Raw genomic sequence first — 21,678 nt, 5'->3', positions numbered from 1 at the left:
TGGGGCGACGAACCGTCGGCGCTCGGGGTCCCGGTCGGGTGCTGGAGCGTGCCGTCCATCCAGCGCTTGTTGCCCTCCATCAGCCGTGCGAACGCCGACCAGGGGGAGCCCGGGACCGCGGCCGCACTCGCGGATGCCGAGGCGCTCGCCGTGGCCCCCGCCGTCGCGGCCGAGGCCTTCGTGGCGGCCGTCTTCGACGAACATCCGGTGATCAGGGGCGCGGAGGCTGGCAGCCCTCCGGTGAGCATGGCCCTGCGCTGCGGGTCCGGCGTACTGACCGCCGACGGTGATCCTGCGGGTGCGGCGTCGCGGCGGCGGCTGTTGAGGCGCTTCCGACTCGGGGAGCGTCATCGCGCCGGTGGAAGACATGTGCTCTTCTCCGGGTGACTCAGGGTGCCGGGATCCGGCCTTGCCGCACCGACGCTCGCAGCCGGAATGTTGTTTGGCACGTCCCTTTCGCCAGGTCAGACAATTCGGTGGGCGGTTCCGGACTGGCCGGCGTCAGAGGCTTCTGCCTCTACCGGGACGCCCTTGGATTGCTTGCCCGGCGCCCGCGTACGGTTCTCGGCTCCCGCGACCAGGCGTCCGCCGTCGCCGGGGGGACTGTTTGACCCGGTGGGATGGTTGGAGGGACGACTCCCGGGCCTTTGACGATCGACCCGCCGCTGCCCCGGTCCGGACTTCCCCCCTCGGCCGGGGCAGCAGCCTGCTCTGAAGCAAGGAAGGTAGGCGGGCGGGCACCGGTTCGAGCCGTACTGGTGCGAGTCCCGGGGCTGATCGCACTGCCGCCCCGGCCACTTTCATGATCCACCGAGACGGTCAGGGGCAGACCCGCTGGTACGGCTGGTCGGGAATGTAGGTGCGCCACTGCGCACGGGTCAGCTCCGTGTTCCCGGCACGGGAGCAGACAAGGGACACCGCTCGGTCAGGATCCACGACGTACCGCTGGAGCGGGACGTGCTTGCCGCCCGCGTACAGCATGGTGCTGTCCGGGCTGAAGGCGAGCGTGTCGACGCTCTCACCGGAGGTGGGCAGAGAAGGACCGAGAGGTTGCTGGGTCGAGATGTCCCAGAGTTGGACGGTGCCCGCGTTGCCGCCCACGGCGAGCGTGCGGCCGTCCGGACTGAATGCGAGAGCCGTGATCGCCTCGGCTGAGTCGGAGGACGGATCGACGGGCGCCGGAAAGACGTTCCTCAGGATGCCCGCTCGGTGCCGGAGGTCGCCGTCCCAGAGGGCCACCCGCCCTGTCCAGTCGCCCGCCGCCAGGCCGGAGCCGTCGGGAGCGAAGGCGATGGCTCCGATGCCGTCGTGCTGGACGAGGTCATGGGCGTGGGACCGGCCCGCTCGCACGACGCGGTTGTCGGTCACGAGGAGCTTGCCGTCCCGGCTGAAGGCCAGATGATTCCCGGCCGGGCCGGGGAGGAGCGCCGTCCTCCGCCGACGCATGGTGTCCCATGTCTCGTTGACGATGCCGTCGTCGGTCAAACGGGTGGTGAGGAGCGTACGGCCGCCCGGTCCCAGGGCGATCGCGTCCGCCGGCATCGCGGACGGCGTCGACAGGTCCACAGTGGTCTTCGCGTGTCCGGCGGCCACGTCCCACACGGTCAGACGCTGAGGCACCGTGTCCCAGCCGGGGACGGAGACTCCGTACGCGAACATGCCGCCGTCGGGGCTGAAGGACAGCAACGGCTCGGTGGCGTCCGCGGGGACCGTCGGTATGCCGGTGCGCGAGACGGAACGTGACGGGGCCGGCAGGGTTCGCAGCAGACGGCCGTCGCGCGTGTTCCGCAGCTGGAAGACGTAGCGGTCACCGACACGTTCGGCGGTGGCGAGCATCCTGCCGTCGGGGCTGAGCCGTACCCCGGCGAGCGGACTCGTGCGCCAGGCGGGGGTGAGCGTCGTGGTGAGGTCGAGGGTGTGGGCCGTGCCCCCTTCGAGGTACCGCAGCAGGGGCCGCGAGGAGTCCCAGGCGAGACCGGAGAGCGACTCGTTGTCCAAGGAGTGCCGGAAAACGGGGGCGCCGCCGTTGGGCAGACGCCACACTCTGATCTCCTGGCCGCCACCGGTCGCCAGGAACGAGCCGTCCGCGCTCACGACGGCCCCAAGGGCACCTGGATGGGCGACATCGGCGAGCTCTCGTCCCGACGTGGTGTCCCATACACGCACCCGGTCCCCGGCGAGAGCGAGGAGTCTGCCGCCGGTGAGGCCCAGGAAGGCGTCGACACCGCAGACGCCGCGAGCGCTCGTCCAGGCACCGGAGCGGACGCTGCGCGCGGAGGTGTCCCAGACCTGCGGGGCCCCGCCGCGCGGGCAGACGGCCAGCAGCCGGTCGTCGGCCGCCGCGTGGGCGAGCTCCCCCCGGCCGGCCGACGGGGTACGGAAGACCAGATGGCCGTCGGTGACGGAGTAGAGCCCGGCCCGGTCGTCGTCCGGGCTCCTCACCAGGTAGTTGCGGCCACTCGCCCCGAAGCTCACGGTGTCCCTGAACGGCAGCGGACCCGCGATCCAGCGCCCCGTTCGGGTGTCCCACAGCCGCTGGGTCTGCTGGCCGGTCTGGATGACGAGCACCCGGCCGCCCGGACCCGCGCCGAGTATCGCCCCGTGAGGTACCGGCCCCGAGGCGATACGGCGGTGGGTGCCCACATCCCACGTCCGCCAGGTTTTGTCGCCGATGCTGAGCAGAGTGCGCCCGGAGGTGTCGAGGTACCGGTTCGGTTCGTCACCGGGCGCCGGGTCGATGAAGTTGTCCAGTTCGGGCTGGGCCAGCGCGCCCACTAGGGCTCGGCGGGACTCCGGCAGCTCAGAGATGCGCCATGCGGCGACGCCGAGCAGCATCGCGGTGCGCGGGTCGGTGGTACGCAGCGCCTCGGCGACCGCGGCCACCCGGCGGGCCGCCGTGTCGGTGGTCTGCTTCTCGCTGTCCTGACGCAGTCGCACGGCGGTCAGGCCGACGACCAGGGCCACCGCAAGCACGGCGCAGAGCGAGGCCGTGAGCGTACGGCTGCGGCGCCGGGCCCGGGTGGCGGCCCGCTCCTCCGTCGCCCGCTGCTCCGCCGCGGCGACCAGGAAGGCCGTCTCCTCGGACGTCAGACCGTCGTAGCCGCGGTCGTCGCCCGCGAACAGCTCCTCGGCCCGCGCCAGGCGGGTGCCCCGGTAGAGCGTGCCCGGGTCGCGGTCGTGCTCCAGCCAGGTGCGGGCGGCGTCGGTCAGCTGCCGGTGGTGGCGCAGCCGCTCCCGGTCCGCGTCGATCCACTCGCGCAGCCGCGGCCAGCTGTTGATGAGTGCCTCGTGGGCGAGCTGCACTCCGTCGTCGTCGGTGGTCAGCAGCCGGGCCCGGGTCAGCCGCCCGGCGACGGCTCGCACCCCGGGGTCCTCCCACCCGGCCATTTCCTCCCAGCTCAGCGGGCGGCGCGTGTCGGCGTTGCCCTGGCCGGGCTCGACCATCCGCAGGAGCAGGTGCCGGGCGGCGTGCGCCTGCGCCGGTGAGAGCTCTCCGTACGCCTCCTCGGCGCTGGCCGCGATCGCGCCGCGTACCCCACCGGCCGCTTCGTACGCGGCCAGGGTCAGCATCCGCCCCTTGCGCCGCCGCCAGGTCTCCAACAGGGCGTGGGACAGCATCGGCAGTCCGCCGGGCTCGTCGAGCACGTCCTCGACGATCCGTGCGGTCAGTGTCCGCTCCACGATGAGCCCGGCCGCCTGCGCAGGTCGGATCACCGCCTCGCGCAGCTCGTCCGCGGTCATGGGCCCGACCAGGAGCCCACTGGCGTGCAGCGCCTCCGCCAGTCGCGGGTGCTCGGCGCACCGTGCGTAGAAGTCGGACCGTACGGCTATGAGCACGCGCAGTCGGCTTCCCGGGTCGCGCGCGGCGAGCAGAAGGTCGAGGAAGCGGTCCCGCTCGGCGCGTTCGTGGCAGAGGGTGAAGACCTCCTCGAACTGATCCACCACCACCCAGCTCTCCGGATCGTCGGCCGTCGGCTTCAGCAGATGTCCGTAGGTGGTGGCGGGCCGGGCTCCCGGAGTGAGGATCCGAAGCACCGCCTCACGCCCCTGCTGCGCGATCTTCTCCCGCAGCAGGGGAATCAGACCGGCTCGCAGCAGGGAGGACTTGCCGCTGCCGGACGCCCCGAACACCACGGCGAACGGGGACCCGCACGCCAGCTCGCTCAGCTCGTCGATCAGGCGGTCCCGGCCGAAGAACAGCTCACGGTCGTCTGGCTCGAAGCGCGTGAGGCCACGGTAGGGCGGTGCGGCGTCGGCATCCTCCTGCTGCTCCTCCTCGGCCAGCGCCTCGGCCTCCGCCCACCGTGCCTCCCACGGACCGGGGTCGGCGCCGCATGCCTGGACGTACGCCCGGAGCACGGCCAACGACGGCAGCCGCTCGCCGCTCGCCGCTTTCGCCAGGGTCGTCACCGAGAAGCTGGTCTTCTTCGCCATGGCCCGGTACGACACGCCACCCGCCGAGCGGCGCAGCTCCCGAAGATCGTGGGCGAGTCGCTGCACGGGACCGGCCGCCGGGTCGACCGGTAGTTCGGGGCGCCCCATGGCGAAGCCTCTTTCACATACAGGAAGAACATGCTGATCAGCAGCACACGGTACTTTTCGTCCTCCTCGGGCGAGAACCCTTTCCGACTGTGATGTTCGCCGGAGAAGTTGTTCGTACCAGCGGTGCTGAGTTTGTTTTCCCTGATGAGAGGAGGGATGGCTGACAACTCCCGGGTTGCCGGGCTCGGTCCCGCCTCGGCGTTCTCATTGCTGAGCGAACACCCGGCGTGCCCGCCCTCTCGGAGGGAACGCTCGTCCGGCCGAGGACATCACGTGGCGCGGGGGCACGGCTACAGCCACCGGACCGTCCGCGTCACCCGGGTCACGACCGCCGCGTAGCCGACGCCGACCACGAGGGAGGCGAACAGGGCGGTGAGGGGGAAGTCCTCCTGGAGGTAGGGGTAGACCTGGTAGTGCGTCAAGTAGATGTAGAGGGAGCTGCTCGCCAGGACGCCCGCGAGCGCGTTGAGCGGGCCGAGGCTGGGCAGGGCCGGTACCCAGATCAGCAGCACCAGTCCGGCGATCACGATGGTCGTGCGCAGGGGCTGGTCCTGGAACAGGCCGGGCACCGTGAGCAGCAGCACCCCCATCAGCAGTGCCCGTTGCCGCACGGTGCCCGCCCGTGCGGCCGCCCACCCCAGTGCGAACAGCCAGAAGACCACTGTGGGGCTCAGCTGCGGGCGGGCGGACGCGAGGCCCAGCAGGTCGTAGCGGCCGACCAGGCCGACGGCCGTGAGCGCCAGCGGCACGCCGAACGCGTACCGCCTCTCCAGCCGGTCCAGCACCGGTACGGCCATGAGGGCGGCGAGGGCCACGAGGAAGTAGACCAGGGCCTCCACGAACCAGTAGGCCCAGTCGAAGCGATCGTTCCCCTGGTCGAGCAGGCTGTTGAGCAGCACGGCGTTGGCCGGGTCGTAGAAGTCGGTCAGGAGCACCGCGCCGGTGATCCACACCATGCTCGGCACGGCGATGCGGGCGATGCTGCGCCCCAGGCGCTGTACGCGCTCGCGGCGTCCCGCGTCGGTCAGCTGGAAGCGGGCGAAGTTGTAGCCCGCGACGCAGAGGAGGATGTGGGCGAAGCCCTTGATGTCGAAGACCTGGACGTGCGAGCCGACGATGAGGACGATCCCGACGGCGCGCAGGGCGATGCCGGTCTCCAGAGTCCGGCGGGTCCTCCAGGACTGCGGGGTCGTCCAGGATCGTAGCGCGCGCCGGAGTCCCGGGGACGGTGGCCGGGTGACCGGCCGTGGCTCCTGGCCGCGGGGTTCTTCCGCCCTCTGGGGCACGGGCGCGGCCAGGGGCCGGAGCCGGCGGATCGTCATCGTGTGCCAGTCGGTGGGCAGATGGCCCAGGGCCTCCTCCAGGCGCAGGGATACCTCGACGTAGCACAGTGAGTCACCGCCCAGGCTGACGAAGCTGCTGTCCTCGGTGACGTCGGCGCGGTCGAGGATCTCCGCGTAGAGGCGTCGGAGATCCTCACCGGGGTCGGGCGCCGCCTCCTCTGCGGGGCGTGTCAGACGCCGTACGGCCTCGTAGTCGGGCTTGCCCGTGGCCAGGTGGGGGAGTCGGTCGAGGGCCCGGACCCGTATCGCGCGGGCCGGGAGCCCGCAGTCCCGCGCGACCAGCTGCCGGATCCGTCCCTGCTCACCGGCGTCTGCGAGCGCGGCCACCGCGAGCGATTCCCCGTCTCCCGCGCAGTAGGCGGTGACCCCGTGCTCCTTCAACAGGGACTCGACGCGCTGCGGGTCGATCCTCAGCCCGAGGATCTTCGCGAACCGGCTGCGGCGGCCCACGATCTCGTACAGCCCGTCGGTGGCGCGCCGGGCGAGATCCCCGGTGCGCAGTTCCTCCACGGTCCGGCCGAGGGCGAGGTCGGCCGGGCCATCGGCGTAACCGAGCATCACATTCGGCCCCGAGTACACCAGTTCACCGACGTCCGGACCATGACCGTCGACCGGCTGCAGCCGGAAGGAGCCGCCGGGTATCGGCACACCGACGGCCTCGGGTCGCTCGGCGGCGAGCTGCGGCGGGAGAAAGGCCATGCGGGCCGTGGCCTCGGTCTGGCCGTACATCACGAACAGTTGCCAGCCCGAGCGGCGCCCCAACTCGGCGTACCGGCTGACCCGATCGGGCGCCAGCCGGCCCCCGGCCTGAGTGACGCGGCGCAGATACGGCAGGTCCATCCGCTCGAAGCCGACCCGGTCGAGCAGGTCGAAGGTGTACGGCACTCCTGCCAGCGAAGTGCCGCGGGCGGCTCGGAACTCCTCCCAGAAGGCAGGCTCGGACACCGACCGCTCGGTGAGGATCAGTCCCGCGCCGCGCAGCAGGTGGCTGTGGATGACGGACAGGCCGTAGCAGTAGTGCATGGGCAGCGTGGTGGCCGCCCGGTCGGTGTCGTCGAGGCCGAGGTACGCGGCTATGGACTCGGCGTTGGCCTGAAGGTTCTCGTGGGAGAGCCGCACCAGCTTGGGCGAGCCGGTCGAGCCAGAGGTGCTCAGCAGCAGGGCGAGGTCCGGGTGGAGGGTGTGGACGCTGTCGCGGTGCCGCTCGTCGAGGGCCCACGTCCCGTCGGCCTCCTGGCGGGCCACGAGGTCCGGGGCGTACGCCTGCGTCAGGGAGCGGAGCGTGCTCTCGCTGTCGCCGGGGACCAGCAGGACGGGGTGACCGGCGGACAGGGCGGCCAGATGCGTGATGAGCGCGTCGGCCCGATTGGCCCCGGCCACCAGCACCAGCCGCCGTACGGGCCCGAGGCGCTCGGCGGTGACGGCGACCCGCTCGGCCAGTTCGCGGTACGACAGCTCTCCCTCCGGCGTGATGAGCGCGACGCGGTCGCCGTGCGCCGCCAGTCCGCGCGCGAACGGCACGCCGTTCGGCCGCACTCGCGGCTCCGGAGGCGAGTCCGGGAAGGCGGACGGCCGGAGTGAGCCCATCGCGCGGGGGGCCGGAAGGGACGGGAGACGGCGGGACGGAGCCGGGAGGGACCCGGAGGGGTGCAGCACGGGGCGTGCCCTTTCCGCAGCAACGTCCGCTTAACACGGACCCTTGACGTTTAGGTAAGCTTTACCTTATTCATAGCGGGGTCACAATCAAGCCACCGAAAACCCACAGAATGACGTCGCCGCTCGCTTCCACCGACGTGACCGGCGGCGTCAAGGCGAGCCCTGCAGAAAGGCACCCACCATGCGACGCCCCTCGGTTCGCCGGATGACCGCGCTGGTCGCGGCCGCGCTGCTGCTCCCCGCCGTCGCCGCGTGCGGCTCCGACGAGGGCAGCGGGGACGAGGGCGCCGACTCCTCCCTCGTCATCTACTCCGGCCGCAACGAGAAGCTGGTCAAGCCACTTCTGGACAAGTTGGAGAAGGCCGTCGGTGCCGAGGTCGAGGTGCGCTACGGCGACAGCGCGGAGCTCGCCGCGCAGATCCTGGAGGAGGGCGACCGCACCAAGGCCGGGCTGTTCTTCTCCCAGGACGCCGGCGCGCTGGGCGCCTTGTCCAAGGAAGGCATGCTGCAGAAGCTGCCCCAGGGCACCCTCGACGAGGTCGACGAGGCGTACCGCGGCTCCGGCGGCGACTGGGTCGGTCTCTCGGGGCGGGTCCGCGTGATCGCGTACAACCCGGACAAGGTCGGTGCGGACGACGTCCCGGACAGCGTCTTCGACGTCGTCGAGCCGCAGTGGAAGGGCAAGGTCGGTTTCGCGCCGACCAACGCCTCCTTCCAGGCGTTCGTCACCGGCATGCGGGTCCTGAAGGGCGACGACGTCACCCGTAAGTGGCTTCAGGACCTGAAGGCGAACGGTGCCAAGACCTACGCCCACAACCTCGCCACGCTGGACGCCGTCGAGTCCGGCGAGGTCTCCCTCGGTCTGGTCAACCACTACTACTGGTACGAGCGGGTCGCCGAGAAGGGCGAGGACAAGGTCGACGCCAAGCTGCACTTCCTGCCCGGCAAGGACCCCGGCGCGCTGATCAACGTCGCCGGCGCCGGCATCCTCAAGGACGGCGGGCAGAGCGAGGTCGCCCAGAAGGCCGTGGACTACCTGCTGTCGAAGGAGGCGCAGACCTACTTCGCGGACAAGACGAAGGAGTACCCGCTGGCCGCCGGGGTCACCAGCACCGTCAAGGGCCTGCCGGCGTTCGAGTCGCTTCAGTCCCCCGACATCGACCTCGGCAAGCTGGAGTCCCTCCAGGAGACGCTGGCCATGCTCCAGGACGTCGGACTGGTCTGACCGGCCGTGCGCACACCGCCGTCCCCCTCGCGCCCGACCGGAGCCGCCGCCCCGGCCGGGCGCGAGGGCGTACCCGCCCGCGTAGCGCGCGCGCTCCGGTCGCCGTGGCGCAGGCCGCCCTTGGTCCTGCTCGTCCCCGCCTGCGTCGCCGCCCTCTTCGCCCTGCTGCCGCTCTGCTACCTCGCCGTCCGCGCCCTGGAACGCGGCCCGGCCTTCGCCTGGGACGTCGTCGCCGACGAGCGGACGCTCGACCTGCTCGGCCGCAGCCTCGGGCTGACCGCCGTGGTCGTGGCGGCCTGTCTGGTGCTGGGTGTCTCGCTGGCCTGGCTGACCGTGCGCACCACACTGCCCGGAGCCCGCGCCTGGTCGGTGCTGGTCACGCTGCCGCTGGCCGTGCCGAGTTACGTGGCCGCCTTCGCCTGGCTGTCGGCCGAGCCGGACCTCGCCGGGTTCGGGGGCGCCGCGCTCGCCCTGACGCTGGTCAGCTTCCCGTACGTCCATCTGCCGGTCGCCGCCGCGCTGCGGGGCATCGACCCGGCACAGGAGGAGGCCGCGCGATCCCTCGGGCACGGGCCACTGCGGACGTTCGTCAGGGTCACGCTGCCGCAGCTGCGGCCGGCGGCCGCGGGCGGGGCGCTGCTCGTCGCGCTGTACGTGCTCTCCGACTTCGGCGCGGTCTCGCTGATGCGCTACGACACCTTCACCCGGGCCATCCACACCTCCTACCGCGCCTCCTTCGACCGCACGCCCGCCGCCGCTCTCAGCGTGGTGCTGGTGGTCATGACGATTGCGCTCGTCGCCGCCGAGGCCCGCGCCCGTGGCCGGGCCGGGCACGCCAGGACCGGCACGGGCACCGCCCGCCCGGCGGTTCCGGTCCGCCTCCGCCGCCTGCGACCGCTCGCCCTGATGTGGTGCGGGGCGGTGGTGGCCGTTGCCGTCGCCTTCCCGCTCGGCACCCTCGGCTACTGGCTGGCCGTCGGCAGCTCGGCCGGCTGGGAGCTGGGCGGACTGGCGCAGACGGCCTGGGCCACCTTCGGGGTCGCGGCGGCGGGCGCGGGCCTCACCACGGTCCTCGCCCTGCCGGTCGGGGTGATCGCGGCCCGGTATCGCGGCCGCGGCGCCCGTCTGCTGGAGCAGGCGGCGTACGCCGGGCACGCACTGCCCGGCATCACGGTCGCGCTCGCCCTGGTGTTCTTCGCCGTGCGTTACGCGTACCCGCTGTACCAGCGACTCCCGCTGCTGGTCGGTGCGTACGCCGTGCTGTTCCTGCCGGTCGCGGTGGCCGCCACCCGCGCGGCCGTGCTCCAGGCGCCGCCCGTCCTGGAGGAGGTGGCCCGCTCGCTCGGGCGGCGGCCCTGGCAGGTACTGCGTGAGGTCACCGTGCCACTGGCCGCGCCCGGTGTGGCCGCCGGGGCCGCGCTCACCTTCGTGGTCTGCATGAAGGAACTCCCGGCGACCCTCCTGCTGCGCCCCACCGGCATGGACACCCTCGCCACCCGGTTGTGGACCGAGACCGGAGCCGGATCCTTCGCGGCCGCCGCCCCCTACGCCGCCGTGCTGATCCTGCTGGCCGCCGTCCCCTCGTACCTCCTAGGCAGGCACCGGACATGAACGAACTGCACGTCGAAGGGCTCACCAAGTCCTACGGAGCTGGCGAACCCGTCCTGCGCGGCCTCGAACTCGCCGTTCCATCAGGCGCGTTGGCCGCCGTTCTCGGCCCTTCCGGCTGCGGCAAGACCACCATGCTGCGGATCGTCGCCGGATTCCTGCACGCCGAGGCGGGCACCGTCCGGCTCGACGGCAGGCTGCTGAGCGGGCCCGGCGTCCACGTCTCGCCCGAGCGCCGCCGCGTCGGCATCGTGCCCCAGGAAGGCGCCCTCTTCCCACACTTGAGCGTGGCCCGCAACGTCGCCTTCGGACTGACCCGCGTCGAACGGACCGAACGGCGGCGCCGCACCCAGGACATGCTGGAACTGGTCGGCCTGGACGGATACGGCGATCGCATGCCGCACGAGCTGTCCGGCGGCCAGCAACAGCGCATCGCCCTGGCCCGTGCGCTCGCCCCGAGCCCGCAACTCGTGCTCCTGGACGAGCCGTTCAACGCGCTCGACAGCGCGCTGCGGGCGGGAGTGCGGTCGGACGTCCGGGCGGCTCTGCACGCCACCGGCGCCACGGCGATCCTCGTCACACACGACCAGCAGGAGGCCCTGTCCACCGCCGACCTCGTCGCCGTCGTACGGGACGGCAGGGTCGCGCAGTGCGACACCCCGCAGAACCTCTACCGCCACCCCGCCGACCCCTGGATCGCCGACTTCGTCGGCGACGCCGTCCTGCTCCCCGGCACCGTCGACAGCGACGGCACAGTAGCCCGCACCGCTCTGGGCGCCGTACCCCTGGCCACCCCACCCGACGGCCTGCGCGCCGGCACGGTCCTGCTCCGTCCGGAACAACTCCGCCTCACCGACGCGCACTCCGAGGGCGCGGTCAGAGGCACGGTGACCGATGTCTGTTACTACGGCCACGACGCCATGGTCACCGTGGCCGTCGAGGGCCACGACACCTCGGTCGACATCCGGATCGCGGGCCGGCTCTCCGTCCGCCCGGGGGATGAGACGGGTATCCGCGTCGTCGGTGAGGCCGGCCTCCACCCGTAGCCGCGGACGGTGGGGGCGCTTGTCGCCGTCGCGGATGCCGAGCTGGGCAACTGCTCGGCGATCCGGAGGTCGTCCAGGGGATTCGATGATCGCGTTGTCGACGAGCTCCACCACAACATCAAGGGCAGCCCGCCAGGAGTGGGTTACGACCCGGTCCAGTACTGGCGGGGCGGACCCGAAGACCCCGAGTACCACGTAATCCGTATCGAACCCTGGAGGATCCAGCTGGTCCGCGGCTCAGATCTTCGGAGCATCATCTGGCAGCTGGACACCTCCTGACGACAGGCAACCGCACCCGCACGAACCCGTCTCCGCACAGGCGTGGTTGCGCCGGGCTGCAGTGCAACTTCGTGATCGGGCGTTTGGACGCCTCGGCGGGTCGACGTGATTGCCCGAGGGTTGAGATCGATCTGACGGCTGACCATCTGCTGTCAGCGAATCTGCCTGGCCTGCCGGTGATCCCGGTGCTTGTGTGTCGATATGGAGATCCTGGTTCCGGGCGGAACGGCATGGGTGGCTCGGGAGTTGTCGCGGCAGGCGATCGAACGCGGCCATCGGGTGACCTGCCTCGCGCGTGGCGAGAGCGGAGAAGTCGCGGACGGAGCGACACTGGTCGCCGCCGACCGGCGCGGCCCGTCGGCGTACGAGCCCCTGCTCGACCGGGTATGGGACGCCGTCGTCGAGGTGTCATGGCAGCCGGGCTTCGTTCGTGGAGCGCTCGACGTGCTGGGCGGCAAGGCCGGGCACTGGGTGTATGTCTCGTCCGGTAACGCCTACGCCTCCCACGCCACGCTGGGGGCGGACGAGTCCGCGGCCCTGCTCGCCCCGACCGACCGGAGCGAGGTCGGCCGCGAGTTGTACGGCGAGGCGAAGGTCGCCTGCGAGCAGGCGTCGACGGCCGCTGTGGGCGACCGCCTCCTCATCGCACGAGCCGGGCTCATCGGCGGCCCGGGCGATCACAGCGGCCGCTCCGGCTACTGGGTCGCCCGCGCCGCCCGCGATCCGCGTGGGCCGATGCTGGTCCCCGACACACCGGCCATGCCCACCCAGGTGGTCGACGCGAGGGACCTCACCTCCTGGCTCCTCGACTCCGCGGAGACGGGAACCACCGGCACGTACAACGCTGTCGGCCCGGTCGTTCCGTTCGAAGAGTGGATCGAGTTGTCCCGCGCCGCCGGCGGGCACACCGGTCCTGTGGTCACCGCCGAATCGGCGTGGCTGCTCGCCAACGGCGTGGCCCAGTACATGGGGTCCGAATCGCTGGCGATGTGGCTGGTTGAGCCGGGCTGGGAAGGGTGGTCGGCCCGGGACGGGTCCGCGGCGTGCGCCGCGGGGCTGCGTCACCGGCCCCCGGCGGAGATGCTGGCCGACACGCTGCGCTGGGAACGCGAGCAGGGGCTGGACCGGGAAAGGCGCGCAGGCCTCAGCGCGCAGCGCGAGCGCGAGTTGCTCGACGCCCTCGGCTGACGACGGTTGACCGGTCTCGCACACCCGAGCGTCTCTACAGGACGCCGATGAGGTCCGCGACGAGGTGCGCGCCTACGCCGCCGAACGCCTCGGTGCCGAGGACGGTGTCTTGACCGTGGACGAGACCGGCTTCCTCAAAAAGGGCCAGTCCTCGAAGAGGGACTCGGACGCTCCCGGGGCGGCTTCACCAGCAAGATCCACCTCGTGGGAGAGGGCGGACCCCGCCCTCTGGCCCTGCTGATCACTCCTGGCCGGTGGGGCGACGCCCCGCAGCTCATCCCCGTCATGGAGCGCATCCGAATCGGCCGGCTCGGCGGCGGACATCCTCGCACCCGGCCTGAACATCCCGGTGGCGATAAGGCGTACTCGTCCCGCGCCAACCGTCGCTACCTGCGCCGGCGGCAGATCAAGCGCACCATCCCTGAGCCGAAGAACCAGCGGGTCAACCGGCAACGTCGCGGCAGCAAGGGAGGTCGCGCCACCGGTTTCGACAAGGCGATCTACAAGAGGAGGAACGAAGTCGAGCGGACGATCAATGCTCTCAAGACCCTTCGGTCGGTAGCTACGAGGTTCGACAAACGCGCCTATGTCTTCCACGGCACTGTCACCGTCGCCTCTATCCGTCTGTGGCTCAGGCCGTGAGGCGACAGCTCGGGCCCGACATCTCTTGGACGGCTTCAGGAACGCGGCAAGAAGCGAGCGATCTCTCCCGCCACGGCTTCGGGGACAACCGACGGCGCGAAGTGCATCTGGTCGGGGAACGTCGTGAATGTGACGTGGGGGAGTGCGGTCGCAAGCCGGTCGAGAGTTGCAGGCATCGGCTGCCAGGTGTCGGCGCCCCGCATCAGCAGCGTAGGGACGGTGACAGCGGACCAGCGCTCCACATCCACCGAGTCGGCGGCCATCGACTCGAGGTCACGGCACCACCCGGTCGCGTCGGCGGGTTCGTCGGCGGCGGGCTCGCCCGCATCCATCGATTCCAGCAGCGCGGCCGGGACGCGGGCCACCTTCTCAGCCAGCAGCCGATCGGCCCGCCGCCGGTCACCGTCTGCGATCAGCTCCTCGAATTCGCCCAGCACGGGCGCTAGTTCTTCGCCCGCTGCATACAGCGGCGGCTCCCACAGCACCAGCGAGCGAACCGGCAGTCCGGCTGCCGCGGCGTGCAGGGCGACGGTGGCGCCATAGGACATGCCGACCAGGTGCACGGGACGGCCGATTTCGGCGATGAGCGCCCCAAGATCCTCCACCTCGTCGGCAAAGCGCTTCGGCGATCGGCCCGGCCCGCTCGGGGCGTACCCGCGACGGGCAGGCAGCCAGAGCTCGAACCGGTCGGCGAGTCGTTCGGCCACTGGCTGCCAGGAGTGCAGCCCACCGCCGGAGCCGTGGACCATGACGACCGGTGGCCCAGAGCCGAGCTGTCGGCAGCTGATGGCGGTCCCGTCGAAGGACTCAAACGACGTAAAGGACCCGAAGGAATCTGGCAACTCGATCTCGCTCGGCATGCCAGGACCGTTGCATGGTCCATCCAGGCCGGTCCATCGAATTTCCGCAGCTGAAGCAGGCGCTCACGCCATGCTGTGACGCGACCGCCCTGCGGCATCCCGGCCGGCTGACGATCCTGACTTCCGACGTGGAAGACATCAGGCTGCTCACTGCCGAGCATCCACGCGTGAGTCCGGAGAAGGTCTGAGCCGAGGCGCCTTACACCCCGCTCGGTCAGTTGCACCGGTCCAGCTTCGCGATCCCGTCTCCAATCCGGCAGGCGTCCACGCTGTCCCGTCAGCCCCAGGTCACCGAGACGGTGATCCAGCACGACCGCGGCCAAGCTCTACATCAACTGGATACTGTTCGCCGAACGGCAGCAAGCAGCCCGCTTCGGCTGGTCGGTACGGACCGACGTCACTCCCGCGGGCGGGCTGAAGCCGATCTGGGAGTACCCGAACGCCCACCTCGACGGCTTCCCCCGCTTCATGGCCGACCGTGCCGAAGTGGAGCGCTGGAAGCAGACGTTCGCCCTGTACTTCGGCGAGGTCAAGGGCGACCCCACGACGGGCTGGCTCGGGCTGCACCCCGGAGCGTGACCATGGGCGGGGTCGCAGGTCCCACCGGTGGGCCACGCCGCCAGGGCTGCGCGGCCGGTGAGCCAGCGCCCCTCCGCGGGGGAAGGGCGCCATTGCAAGAGCACACGAGGGAGGCCGAACAACTCGGGGCGGGGAGGGGTGACCGCATCTGGATCACGCCCTGACCAGCACCGACAGACCTGCGAAGCGAGTTACACGGGTTCGAATCCCGTCGCGGCCTCCACCTGCCCGACCGGGCAGAACGACGGGGCGGCACCCCAGCCGGGGCGCCGCCCTTTTGTCGAGTCGGAGGGCCGGTCAGGCCCAGGGGTTGACCGCCTTGAAGGAACTGTCGGCGCGGAACGTGGCGGTGTCCTGGAAGGTGTCGATGCGCAGCTCGTAGTTGTAGTGGCGGAGGTAGCGGCCGGGGTAGTTGTACGACTCCAGGCTGACCGAGCCGGTGACCGAGCCCGGCCGGGCGCAGAAGGTGGCGTCCTTGGTGAAGACGGCCGTGCCGTTGCTCGCGTCGGCGCGGACCCGGAAGTCCATGTGGCGCAGGTAGCGGCCGGACGAGTCGCGGAACGAGTAGCAGGTGGGGTCGGCCAGGCCGGGGACGATGGTGAAGGTGGCGCTCTGCTTGACCGTCGGGGTGCTGGAGGAGGTGACCGGGTCGAGGTAGGCGAGGCTGTCGGAGCGGACGGCGGCGTAGCGGCCGGGGAAGTTGACCGACTGGAGCGAGCGGTTGGTATGCATCGGCAGGACGGTGCCGACGGAGACCGGGTCGATGCTGCTCAAGGTGGGCGCGACCTTCTTGATCAGGTCACCCGAATCGAACTCCAGCTTGTCGATGGTGGTTTCGCGGTGGGTGCCGTCACCGCCGGGGATGGCGAAGCGGTGGTAGGCGATGTACCAGTCGTCGGTGCCCGGCACTTGGACGACGGAGTGGTGGCCCGGGCCCTTGATGCCGAGCGTGAGGTCCTTTTCGAGGATCACACCTCGCTTGGTCCAGGGCCCGGTGGGTGAGGAGCCGGTGGCGTAGGCGACGCGGTAGTTCTCGTCCCGGGTGTCGTTCTCCGACCACATGAAGTAGTAGGTGCCCTTGCGCTTGATGACGAAGGTGCCCTCGTTGTAGCCGCTGGGGGTGATGTCGGTGACCTTGGAGGCGTCGAAGGAGACCATGTCGTCGTTGAGCGGGACGACGTACGCCCGGCCGTTGCCCCAGTAGAGGTACCTTTTCCCGTCATCGTCGGTGAAGACCGCCGGGTCGATCATCTGGCCGCTGAAGGCGCCGCGGGCGATCAGCGGCTTGCCCAGAGGGTCGGTGAAGGGGCCGGTGGGCGAGTCGGAGACCGCGACGCCGATGTTCGTGTCGGCGGAGTAGTAGAAGTAGTACTTGCCGTTCTTCTCGGTCGCCGTCGGGGCCCAGGCCCGGGCGTCGGCCCAGCTGACGTCGGGTCCGAGGTCCAGGATGACGCCGTGGTCCGTCCAGTGGACCAGGTCCTTGGAGGAGTACGCCTTGAACTTCGTGCCGCTCCATCCCGCGAAGCCGTCGGTGGTCGGGTACAGGTAGAAGGTGTCGCCGAACCGGACGATGTTCGGATCGGCGGTGAGTCCCGGCAGGACCGGACTCCTCATGACCAGCGCCGAGACCGTCCAGGTACGCTTCTCGCCGCCTGAGCCGGTGACCTCGTACGTCACGGGGCTGGTGAAGTCGCGCGGGGTGCCGGAGGCCGGGCTGATGGTCGCGCCCTGGGCGATGGTGAACCGCGGGGCGAGCGTGGTGAGGTCGGTGCCCTCGGTCAGTGGGAGGGTGATTTTGCTGGTCGCGTCGTCGACGATGGCGTCGATCTTCAGGTCGGGGTGGGTGGCCGCGCCGATGCCGGTGGTGTTCCCGCTGACATCGAGAACCTCGCCGGGGGACAGCGCGCGGTCGTAGACGCGGAAGTCACGGATCTTGCCCTTGAAGAGCTTGTCACTGGCGTACACCGACTTGCCTATGTGGTTGGCCGTGGTGATGCCGGACCCGATGGAACCGGGGGTGAGGGTGACCGACGTGTTGCGGGCCTTCTCCACGCCGTCCTCGTAGAGGACGCCCGTGGTGCCGGTCTGGGTATAGGTGACGTGCTTCCAGACCGAGCGCTGCAGCGCGGCGGAGGTCCGGGTGTTCTGTTCGGTGGACGAGTTCCCGGAGGCGATCGCGGTCCTGAACGAATTGCCGGTGGTGAACAGGTACCCGTTGCCGGCGCCGCTGCTCGCGGTGTTGCCGAAGCCGTAGAGGAAGTACGGCGTGGCCTGGGTGGCGTCGATCTGCACGTCCATCGAGACGGTGATCGAGTTCATGCCGCTCATGATGTTGTCCGGCACCTTGACGTAGGTGTCCGATCCGTTGAACGTCAGCCCCTGTCCGTTGCCCGACCAGCCCGCGGTGCCGTTGACGGTACCGTTCCTGCCGTTGCCCGAGGAGTCCACCGCCACGGTGCCAGAGGTGGCGTCGAGTTTGTACCAGAGAGCCAGGCCGTCGGTGATCTCCGCCGCCTGGGCGGGGGCCGCCGGGCCGGCAAGGCCCATGAGGAGTGAGGCGACGGCCACGGTGGCCCCCGCCCGGGCCGGAACGCCCGGCCGGAATCTCCGGAGGCCCTGAGGTCTCACGCTGTGCATGGTTCACATCCCTGAAGAAGACATGCCTGAGGAGCGGGACGCGGCGCCTCGGCCGAGGCGCCGCGTCCCGCCGGGATACATCTGGTGTCGCGTTGCGCTCGCGGGTGGGATGCCGGCGCCTTTCCCGATCACGGGCGGGCGGCAGCGGGGGGCGTCGCCCGAGGGCGCCGGCATCCCGGTCGGGTCAGCTCGTCAGACGGAAGGTGGCGTCGCTGCGTCCCGTCGCGGTGGTGATCGTTTCGAGCTTCAGCTGGAACGCGTAGTGGCGGATGTACCGGTCGGGGTGGTTGTACGACTGGAACGACGACCAGGTCGAGTCGGCGAGTCCGGCGACCTGCCGGAAGGTGGCGTCCTCGGCGAACTGGGTGGTGCCGTCGTTGTAGACGAGTTGGAAGTCGGAGCCGTCGCTGCGCAGGTAGTACCCGGGGAAGTTGACCGACTCGAAGGAGACGGTGCCGGAGCCGGCCAGGCCGGGTCGCGTCCGGAACTTGGCGTCGTCGTTGGTGACGTTCTGGTCGATGCGCACATCGAAGTTGGCGTGCCGGACGTAGCGGTCCTGGAAGTTGAAGGACTGCAGCCGCTTGCCGGGGACGTTGGCCCAGCGCGCCTTGATGCGGGCGTCCTCGGCGGCCGTCAGGTTCAGGATCGAGCCGTGGCGCTTCTTGGTGCCGCCCAGGGAGTAGGTTCCGGACGTCGGGAGCTTGTAGGTGCCGGTGGCGGACGGGTTCGTCGTCGTGACCGGCATGTATCCCTTTCCGGCCGCGTACTGGTCGAGGTAGAGCGTCCACTCGTTGCGGTCACGGAACTTCATCCACATCGGGCCCTCGACCTGGGAGCCGGTGAGGCCGATGCCGGAGAGGTTGCCGAGGCTGGTCCAGGTGCCGAGGATCGAGTTGCTGCCCTCGATCGTGATCTGGCCGTCACCGGAAGCCCGTACGTAGCGGTAGTTGCCCACGCCGGACGGGACCTCGACGATCTGGGTGTCGATGATGCCCTGGGTGCCGGGGCGGTCGATGTAGATCTGCGGGGTGGTGATGGAGCGGAAGTCGCTGGTGCGGGCGTAGTAGATGCGGTGCTTCAGTACGCCGTTGAGGGTCGCGTTGGTCGCCCAGTACAGGACGTAGTCGTTGGTGGCGGGGTCCCAGATCGCTTCCGGCGCCCACGCGTTGCGCCCGTCGGGGATCGCGCCGGCGACGTTCAGCAGCCACGGCGCGGACCAGGTGACCAGGTCCGTCGACTCCCAGACCACGAGGTTGCGGCTGCCGTTGGACGTGGAGTCGCCCCACGACTGCCCGCAGCCGATGCACAGGTCGGTCGCGATGATCCAGTACTTGCTGCCGTCGGGCGAGCGGACCAGAGCGGGGTCACGCACCCCTCGCGTGCCCACGGTGGAGCGCAGGGTCATCCCCCCACCGTTGAGGTCGGTCCAGTTCAGACCGTCCGCGCTGTACGAGAAGTACATCTGCTGACCGGTCGACCCCTCCCCGATGAAGTGCGTCATCAGGTAACCCGGATCGGCGGCGGCGGCCCGTTGAGGTGTGGTCACGACCTGGGCGGTGAAGAGCACGCAGGCGGCGACGAATATCGCCGCCAGCCTGGAGAGAACCGCGGGCATATTGGTTCCTGTCTTTGTGGAGTTGCACTGATCAGGTGGTGGTGAGGTCGAGGGTGAGGCCCGGCCTCCGTACCGTCGGGGCAGGGCTGGTTCCCGCGCGACGTGGGACGCCGCGTCATGACGGTCAGCGACCGCCGAACCTGGGTTTCCGCGTGAGCCTGGCAGCGACCGGAGGGCCTGCGGTGGCGGGCCGGGTGACGAAGGCGGCGGAGACGGCCGGCGGAGGAGCCGACTCAGAAGTGTGCCGGAGACGGATGCGCAACACGGGCTGTCTCCTTTGACGGCCATGGTTCGAAAAATCGAACGTTGTTCGCAAGTTCGAGCAGAAGATAGATGTCGGTCAGGGGAACGTCAATGGAACTGGCCAGTTCCATTTCCCGCGTTCGCACCCGTGACCGTACGCGCCGGCTTCGGCGCCGAGATGAATCCCAAGAGCGCCCCGGAGACCTGTTCCATCCGGCGCCGAACGGACTGCCGTTGAAGCACTCCTCCGACACGTCCGGCCAGCCAGACCAACGGTAGGTACCAGATCAAGTCGACCACGGCCCAGGTCACCGAGAAGGCGAGCAGCGTTGGAAGAACAGGAGCTCCATGCGGCACGAACTGCGGCAGGAAGGACACGGCGAACACGCCGGCCTTCGGATTGGCGAAGTTGGTGACGAGGCCCTGCCAGTACGCCCGCCGAAGCGACACCGCGGCTATTTCCGCTGGTGCCTGATCCGGCTGGCTAGCTCGCCTCGCCTGCCACAAGGCACGCGCTCCCATCCACACCAGCACCGCGGCGCCGGCAATCCGGATGACGTCGTAGGCGACCTGCGAGGCCAGCAGCAGGGCGGAGAGACCGAAGGCCGCGGCGAGGCCCCATAGCAGTACCCCGCACTCGTTACCCATGACCGTGGCCATGCCGGTCCTCCGGCCGTTCACCACCGCTCGGCGCAGGATCACGACCGTGCTTGGCCCTGGGACCACGGCGATCAGGAGAGCCGCACCGACGAACGCAACGACGGAAGTCATCATCGAGGCAGCATCGCCAAGCGTGTTGATGCGCCACAAGGCTCTTGTCGGCCCAGCTGCGGACGTGTTCCGCAGCTGGGCCGTCGAGGCGAAGACCACGGTCGGGTTCACGCCGGGGAGAAGGCGCGGAATCGGATGGACACGGCTCGGTACGGTGGCCGATGATCTCCGGCATGATCCGGGCCGCCACTGTGGACGACATCGCGGAGATCCGCGCGATGATCCGCGAACTCGCTGAGTACGAACGGGCTGCTGAGCAGGCCCGAGCGACCGAGGAGCAGCTCCGCGACGCGCTGTTCGGAGAACATCCCGCTGCTTTCGCACTGATCGCTGAGGACGACGAGACGGGGCAGGCCGTGGGCTATGCCCTGTGGTTCCCCCGCTTCTCGACCTGGACCGGCACGCGCGGCATGCACCTGGAGGACCTCTACGTACGGTCGCACGCCCGAGGTGGAGGACACGGCAAGGCTCTCCTCGCCTCCCTGGCCGCGATTTGTCAGCAGAACGGCTACGAGCGCTTCGAGTGGTGGGTCCTGGCCTGGAACGAACCGACGATCGAGTTCTACAAGTCGCTCGGCGTGGAGCTGCTGAACGAGTGGACGGTATGCCGGCTGAGCGGTGAACCACTCAAGGAACTCGCTGCCCAGACCCCGGCAGTCCTCAACCAGACCCCGGCCCTGTAGGACGGAGGGTCATGCAACCTCCTGTCGCAGCTGTGATCGAAGCCCACCGGACGCTGGAAAGGCTCGTGGCCGGACTGAACGACCAGCAGGTCGCCGAGGCATCCGCCCTTCCGGGCTGGTCACGCGGCCACGTCCTCGCGCATCTCACCGACAACGCGAGAATGTTCGCCCGTCTCGCGGAACATGCCCTGCGCGGTGAACTCGTAGCGGGCTACGACGGCGGGGTCGATGAGCGCAACGCGATCATCGAGGCGACGGCTGGGCGCAGCGCAGCCGAGCACCGCGCGCAACTCGCCGCGCACACGGCCGGGCTGGAGACATCCTGGGCACTGGCCACCGACGTGGACTGGAGCCGTCCGGTAACGTTCCGCAACGCGAACCTTGCCGCAACCGTCTTCGCACGCTGGCGCGAGGCATGGATCCACATGGTCGATCTGGAACTCGGCGTGCGGCCGGACGACTGGCCCGAGGACATGGCCGCACACACCATCGGCTTCCTCCTCAGCCGCCTTCCGGCAGGCACACGCGTCCGTGCCGAGGACGTGGGCCGCCAGTGGTCCGTCGGCGACGGGCCGCCGGGCACGGTGGTTGTCGGAGGCGTGCGCGACCTGGCGGCCTGGCTGGCCGGACGTACGCCCGTGGTGTCACCGGTGGCGGCGGAGGAGTTGCCTGCTCTCGGGCCCTGGCCGCCCCACCCTCCACAGCGCCTGGACCGCCTGTGACCTCGTCACCTGCATCGCGCCGTAACCGCGGGCCCGTGG

General features: G+C 70.3%; 15 protein-coding genes and 3 pseudogenes. 12 read left to right on the top strand and 6 right to left on the bottom strand.

What is annotated here, in order from left to right:
* Positions 1–48: 48 nt before the first annotated feature.
* Positions 49–387, top strand: coding sequence for a hypothetical protein (locus ADK36_RS49080; protein ID WP_048585364.1), 339 nt, complete (start codon positions 49–51; stop codon positions 385–387).
* 432 nt (positions 388–819) lie between these two features.
* Here ADK36_RS49080 and ADK36_RS29020 read toward each other — a convergent pair whose 3' ends face one another.
* Both ADK36_RS29020 and ADK36_RS29015 read right to left on the bottom strand, forming a co-directional pair.
* Positions 820–4,542, bottom strand: coding sequence for a helix-turn-helix domain-containing protein (locus tag ADK36_RS29020; protein ID WP_053199570.1), 3,723 nt, complete (start codon positions 4,540–4,542; stop codon positions 820–822).
* Positions 4,543–4,832: 290 nt separating this feature from the next.
* The gene (locus ADK36_RS29015) at positions 4,833–7,421 is read right to left on the bottom strand and encodes an AMP-binding protein (RefSeq protein WP_234329918.1); all 2,589 of its coding nucleotides are present in this window, start codon (positions 7,419–7,421) and stop codon (positions 4,833–4,835) included.
* Positions 7,422–7,722: 301 nt separating this feature from the next.
* On the opposite strand from ADK36_RS29015, the gene ADK36_RS29010 reads away from it, so the two are divergent.
* The 7 genes and pseudogenes from ADK36_RS29010 to ADK36_RS46860 all read left to right on the top strand — a co-directional run.
* Entirely contained in the window at positions 7,723–8,766 is a 1,044-nt protein-coding gene (locus ADK36_RS29010) for an iron ABC transporter substrate-binding protein (RefSeq protein WP_048585362.1), read from the top strand.
* A gap of 6 nt (positions 8,767–8,772) precedes the next feature.
* Complete coding sequence (locus tag ADK36_RS29005; protein ID WP_078942761.1) at positions 8,773–10,377, top strand: ABC transporter permease; 1,605 nt, start codon at positions 8,773–8,775, stop codon at positions 10,375–10,377.
* Positions 10,374–11,420 (top strand): ABC transporter ATP-binding protein, encoded by a 1,047-nt coding sequence (locus tag ADK36_RS29000; RefSeq protein ID WP_048585360.1) that lies wholly within the window; start codon positions 10,374–10,376, stop codon positions 11,418–11,420. Before ADK36_RS29005 ends, ADK36_RS29000 begins: the two co-directional genes overlap by 4 nt.
* A 9-nt stretch (positions 11,421–11,429) precedes the next feature.
* Positions 11,430–11,699 (top strand): hypothetical protein, encoded by a 270-nt coding sequence (locus ADK36_RS28995; RefSeq protein ID WP_048585359.1) that lies wholly within the window; start codon positions 11,430–11,432, stop codon positions 11,697–11,699.
* A gap of 201 nt (positions 11,700–11,900) precedes the next feature.
* Entirely contained in the window at positions 11,901–12,887 is a 987-nt protein-coding gene (locus ADK36_RS28990) for an oxidoreductase (RefSeq protein ID WP_048585358.1), read from the top strand.
* Between the two features lie 40 nt (positions 12,888–12,927).
* Positions 12,928–13,041: pseudogene (locus ADK36_RS51590) on the top strand (IS701 family transposase); the annotation flags it as partial.
* Positions 13,008–13,529: pseudogene (locus ADK36_RS46860) on the top strand (IS5 family transposase); the annotation flags it as partial. The pseudogenes ADK36_RS51590 and ADK36_RS46860, both read left to right, overlap by 34 nt.
* Positions 13,530–13,564: 35 nt before the next feature.
* On the opposite strand, the gene ADK36_RS28980 reads toward ADK36_RS46860, so the two are convergent.
* Entirely contained in the window at positions 13,565–14,389 is an 825-nt protein-coding gene (locus tag ADK36_RS28980; RefSeq protein WP_048585357.1) for an alpha/beta fold hydrolase, read from the bottom strand.
* A gap of 14 nt (positions 14,390–14,403) precedes the next feature.
* Between ADK36_RS28980 and ADK36_RS50555 the strand changes: the two genes are divergently transcribed.
* Both ADK36_RS50555 and ADK36_RS46850 read left to right on the top strand, forming a co-directional pair.
* The gene (locus ADK36_RS50555; protein WP_234329917.1) at positions 14,404–14,577 is read left to right on the top strand and encodes a hypothetical protein; all 174 of its coding nucleotides are present in this window, start codon (positions 14,404–14,406) and stop codon (positions 14,575–14,577) included.
* 124 nt (positions 14,578–14,701) lie between these two features.
* Positions 14,702–14,968: pseudogene (locus tag ADK36_RS46850) on the top strand (ABC transporter substrate-binding protein); the annotation flags it as partial.
* A 297-nt stretch (positions 14,969–15,265) separates the two neighbouring features.
* On the opposite strand, the gene ADK36_RS28975 reads toward ADK36_RS46850, so the two are convergent.
* From ADK36_RS28975 to ADK36_RS28965, 3 genes are all read right to left on the bottom strand, one after another.
* The gene (locus ADK36_RS28975; RefSeq protein WP_053199566.1) at positions 15,266–17,536 is read right to left on the bottom strand and encodes a family 43 glycosylhydrolase; all 2,271 of its coding nucleotides are present in this window, start codon (positions 17,534–17,536) and stop codon (positions 15,266–15,268) included.
* Positions 17,537–17,789: 253 nt separating this feature from the next.
* The gene (locus ADK36_RS28970; RefSeq protein WP_048585356.1) at positions 17,790–19,220 is read right to left on the bottom strand and encodes a glycoside hydrolase family 43 protein; all 1,431 of its coding nucleotides are present in this window, start codon (positions 19,218–19,220) and stop codon (positions 17,790–17,792) included.
* 351 nt (positions 19,221–19,571) lie between these two features.
* Positions 19,572–20,237: a LysE family translocator gene (locus ADK36_RS28965; RefSeq protein ID WP_048585381.1), complete on the bottom strand. Its 666-nt coding sequence runs from the start codon at positions 20,235–20,237 to the stop codon at positions 19,572–19,574.
* Positions 20,238–20,407: 170 nt separating this feature from the next.
* Here ADK36_RS28965 and ADK36_RS28960 point away from each other — a divergent pair, with 170 nt between their 5' ends.
* Both ADK36_RS28960 and ADK36_RS28955 read left to right on the top strand, forming a co-directional pair.
* Entirely contained in the window at positions 20,408–20,917 is a 510-nt protein-coding gene (locus tag ADK36_RS28960) for a GNAT family N-acetyltransferase (RefSeq protein ID WP_048585380.1), read from the top strand.
* Positions 20,918–20,949: 32 nt separating this feature from the next.
* Positions 20,950–21,639: a maleylpyruvate isomerase family mycothiol-dependent enzyme gene (locus ADK36_RS28955; RefSeq protein WP_234329916.1), complete on the top strand. Its 690-nt coding sequence runs from the start codon at positions 20,950–20,952 to the stop codon at positions 21,637–21,639.
* Positions 21,640–21,678 lie beyond the last annotated feature (39 nt).

It is taken from the genome of Streptomyces viridochromogenes, from assembly GCF_001270495.1.
GTDB lineage: Bacteria > Actinomycetota > Actinomycetes > Streptomycetales > Streptomycetaceae > Streptomyces > Streptomyces viridochromogenes_A.
The sequence above is the reverse complement of the archived record's forward strand: the minus strand, read 5'-3'. Positions and strand labels throughout refer to the sequence as shown.

Excerpts from the sequence above, each read along its gene's own strand:
- ADK36_RS28965 (WP_048585381.1), bottom strand. The coding sequence starts at position 20,237 with ATGATGACTTCCGTCGTTGCGTTCGTCGGTGCGGCTCTCCTGATCGCC.
- ADK36_RS50555 (WP_234329917.1), top strand. The coding sequence starts at position 14,404 with ATGGTCCATCCAGGCCGGTCCATCGAATTTCCGCAGCTGAAGCAGGCG.
- ADK36_RS28990 (WP_048585358.1), top strand. The coding sequence starts at position 11,901 with ATGGAGATCCTGGTTCCGGGCGGAACGGCATGGGTGGCTCGGGAGTTG.
- ADK36_RS29020 (WP_053199570.1), bottom strand. The coding sequence starts at position 4,542 with ATGGGGCGCCCCGAACTACCGGTCGACCCGGCGGCCGGTCCCGTGCAG.
- ADK36_RS28960 (WP_048585380.1), top strand. The coding sequence starts at position 20,408 with ATGATCCGGGCCGCCACTGTGGACGACATCGCGGAGATCCGCGCGATG.
- ADK36_RS29000 (WP_048585360.1), top strand. The coding sequence starts at position 10,374 with ATGAACGAACTGCACGTCGAAGGGCTCACCAAGTCCTACGGAGCTGGC.
- ADK36_RS28980 (WP_048585357.1), bottom strand. The coding sequence starts at position 14,389 with ATGCCGAGCGAGATCGAGTTGCCAGATTCCTTCGGGTCCTTTACGTCG.
- ADK36_RS29010 (WP_048585362.1), top strand. The coding sequence starts at position 7,723 with ATGCGACGCCCCTCGGTTCGCCGGATGACCGCGCTGGTCGCGGCCGCG.
- ADK36_RS28970 (WP_048585356.1), bottom strand. The coding sequence starts at position 19,220 with ATGCCCGCGGTTCTCTCCAGGCTGGCGGCGATATTCGTCGCCGCCTGC.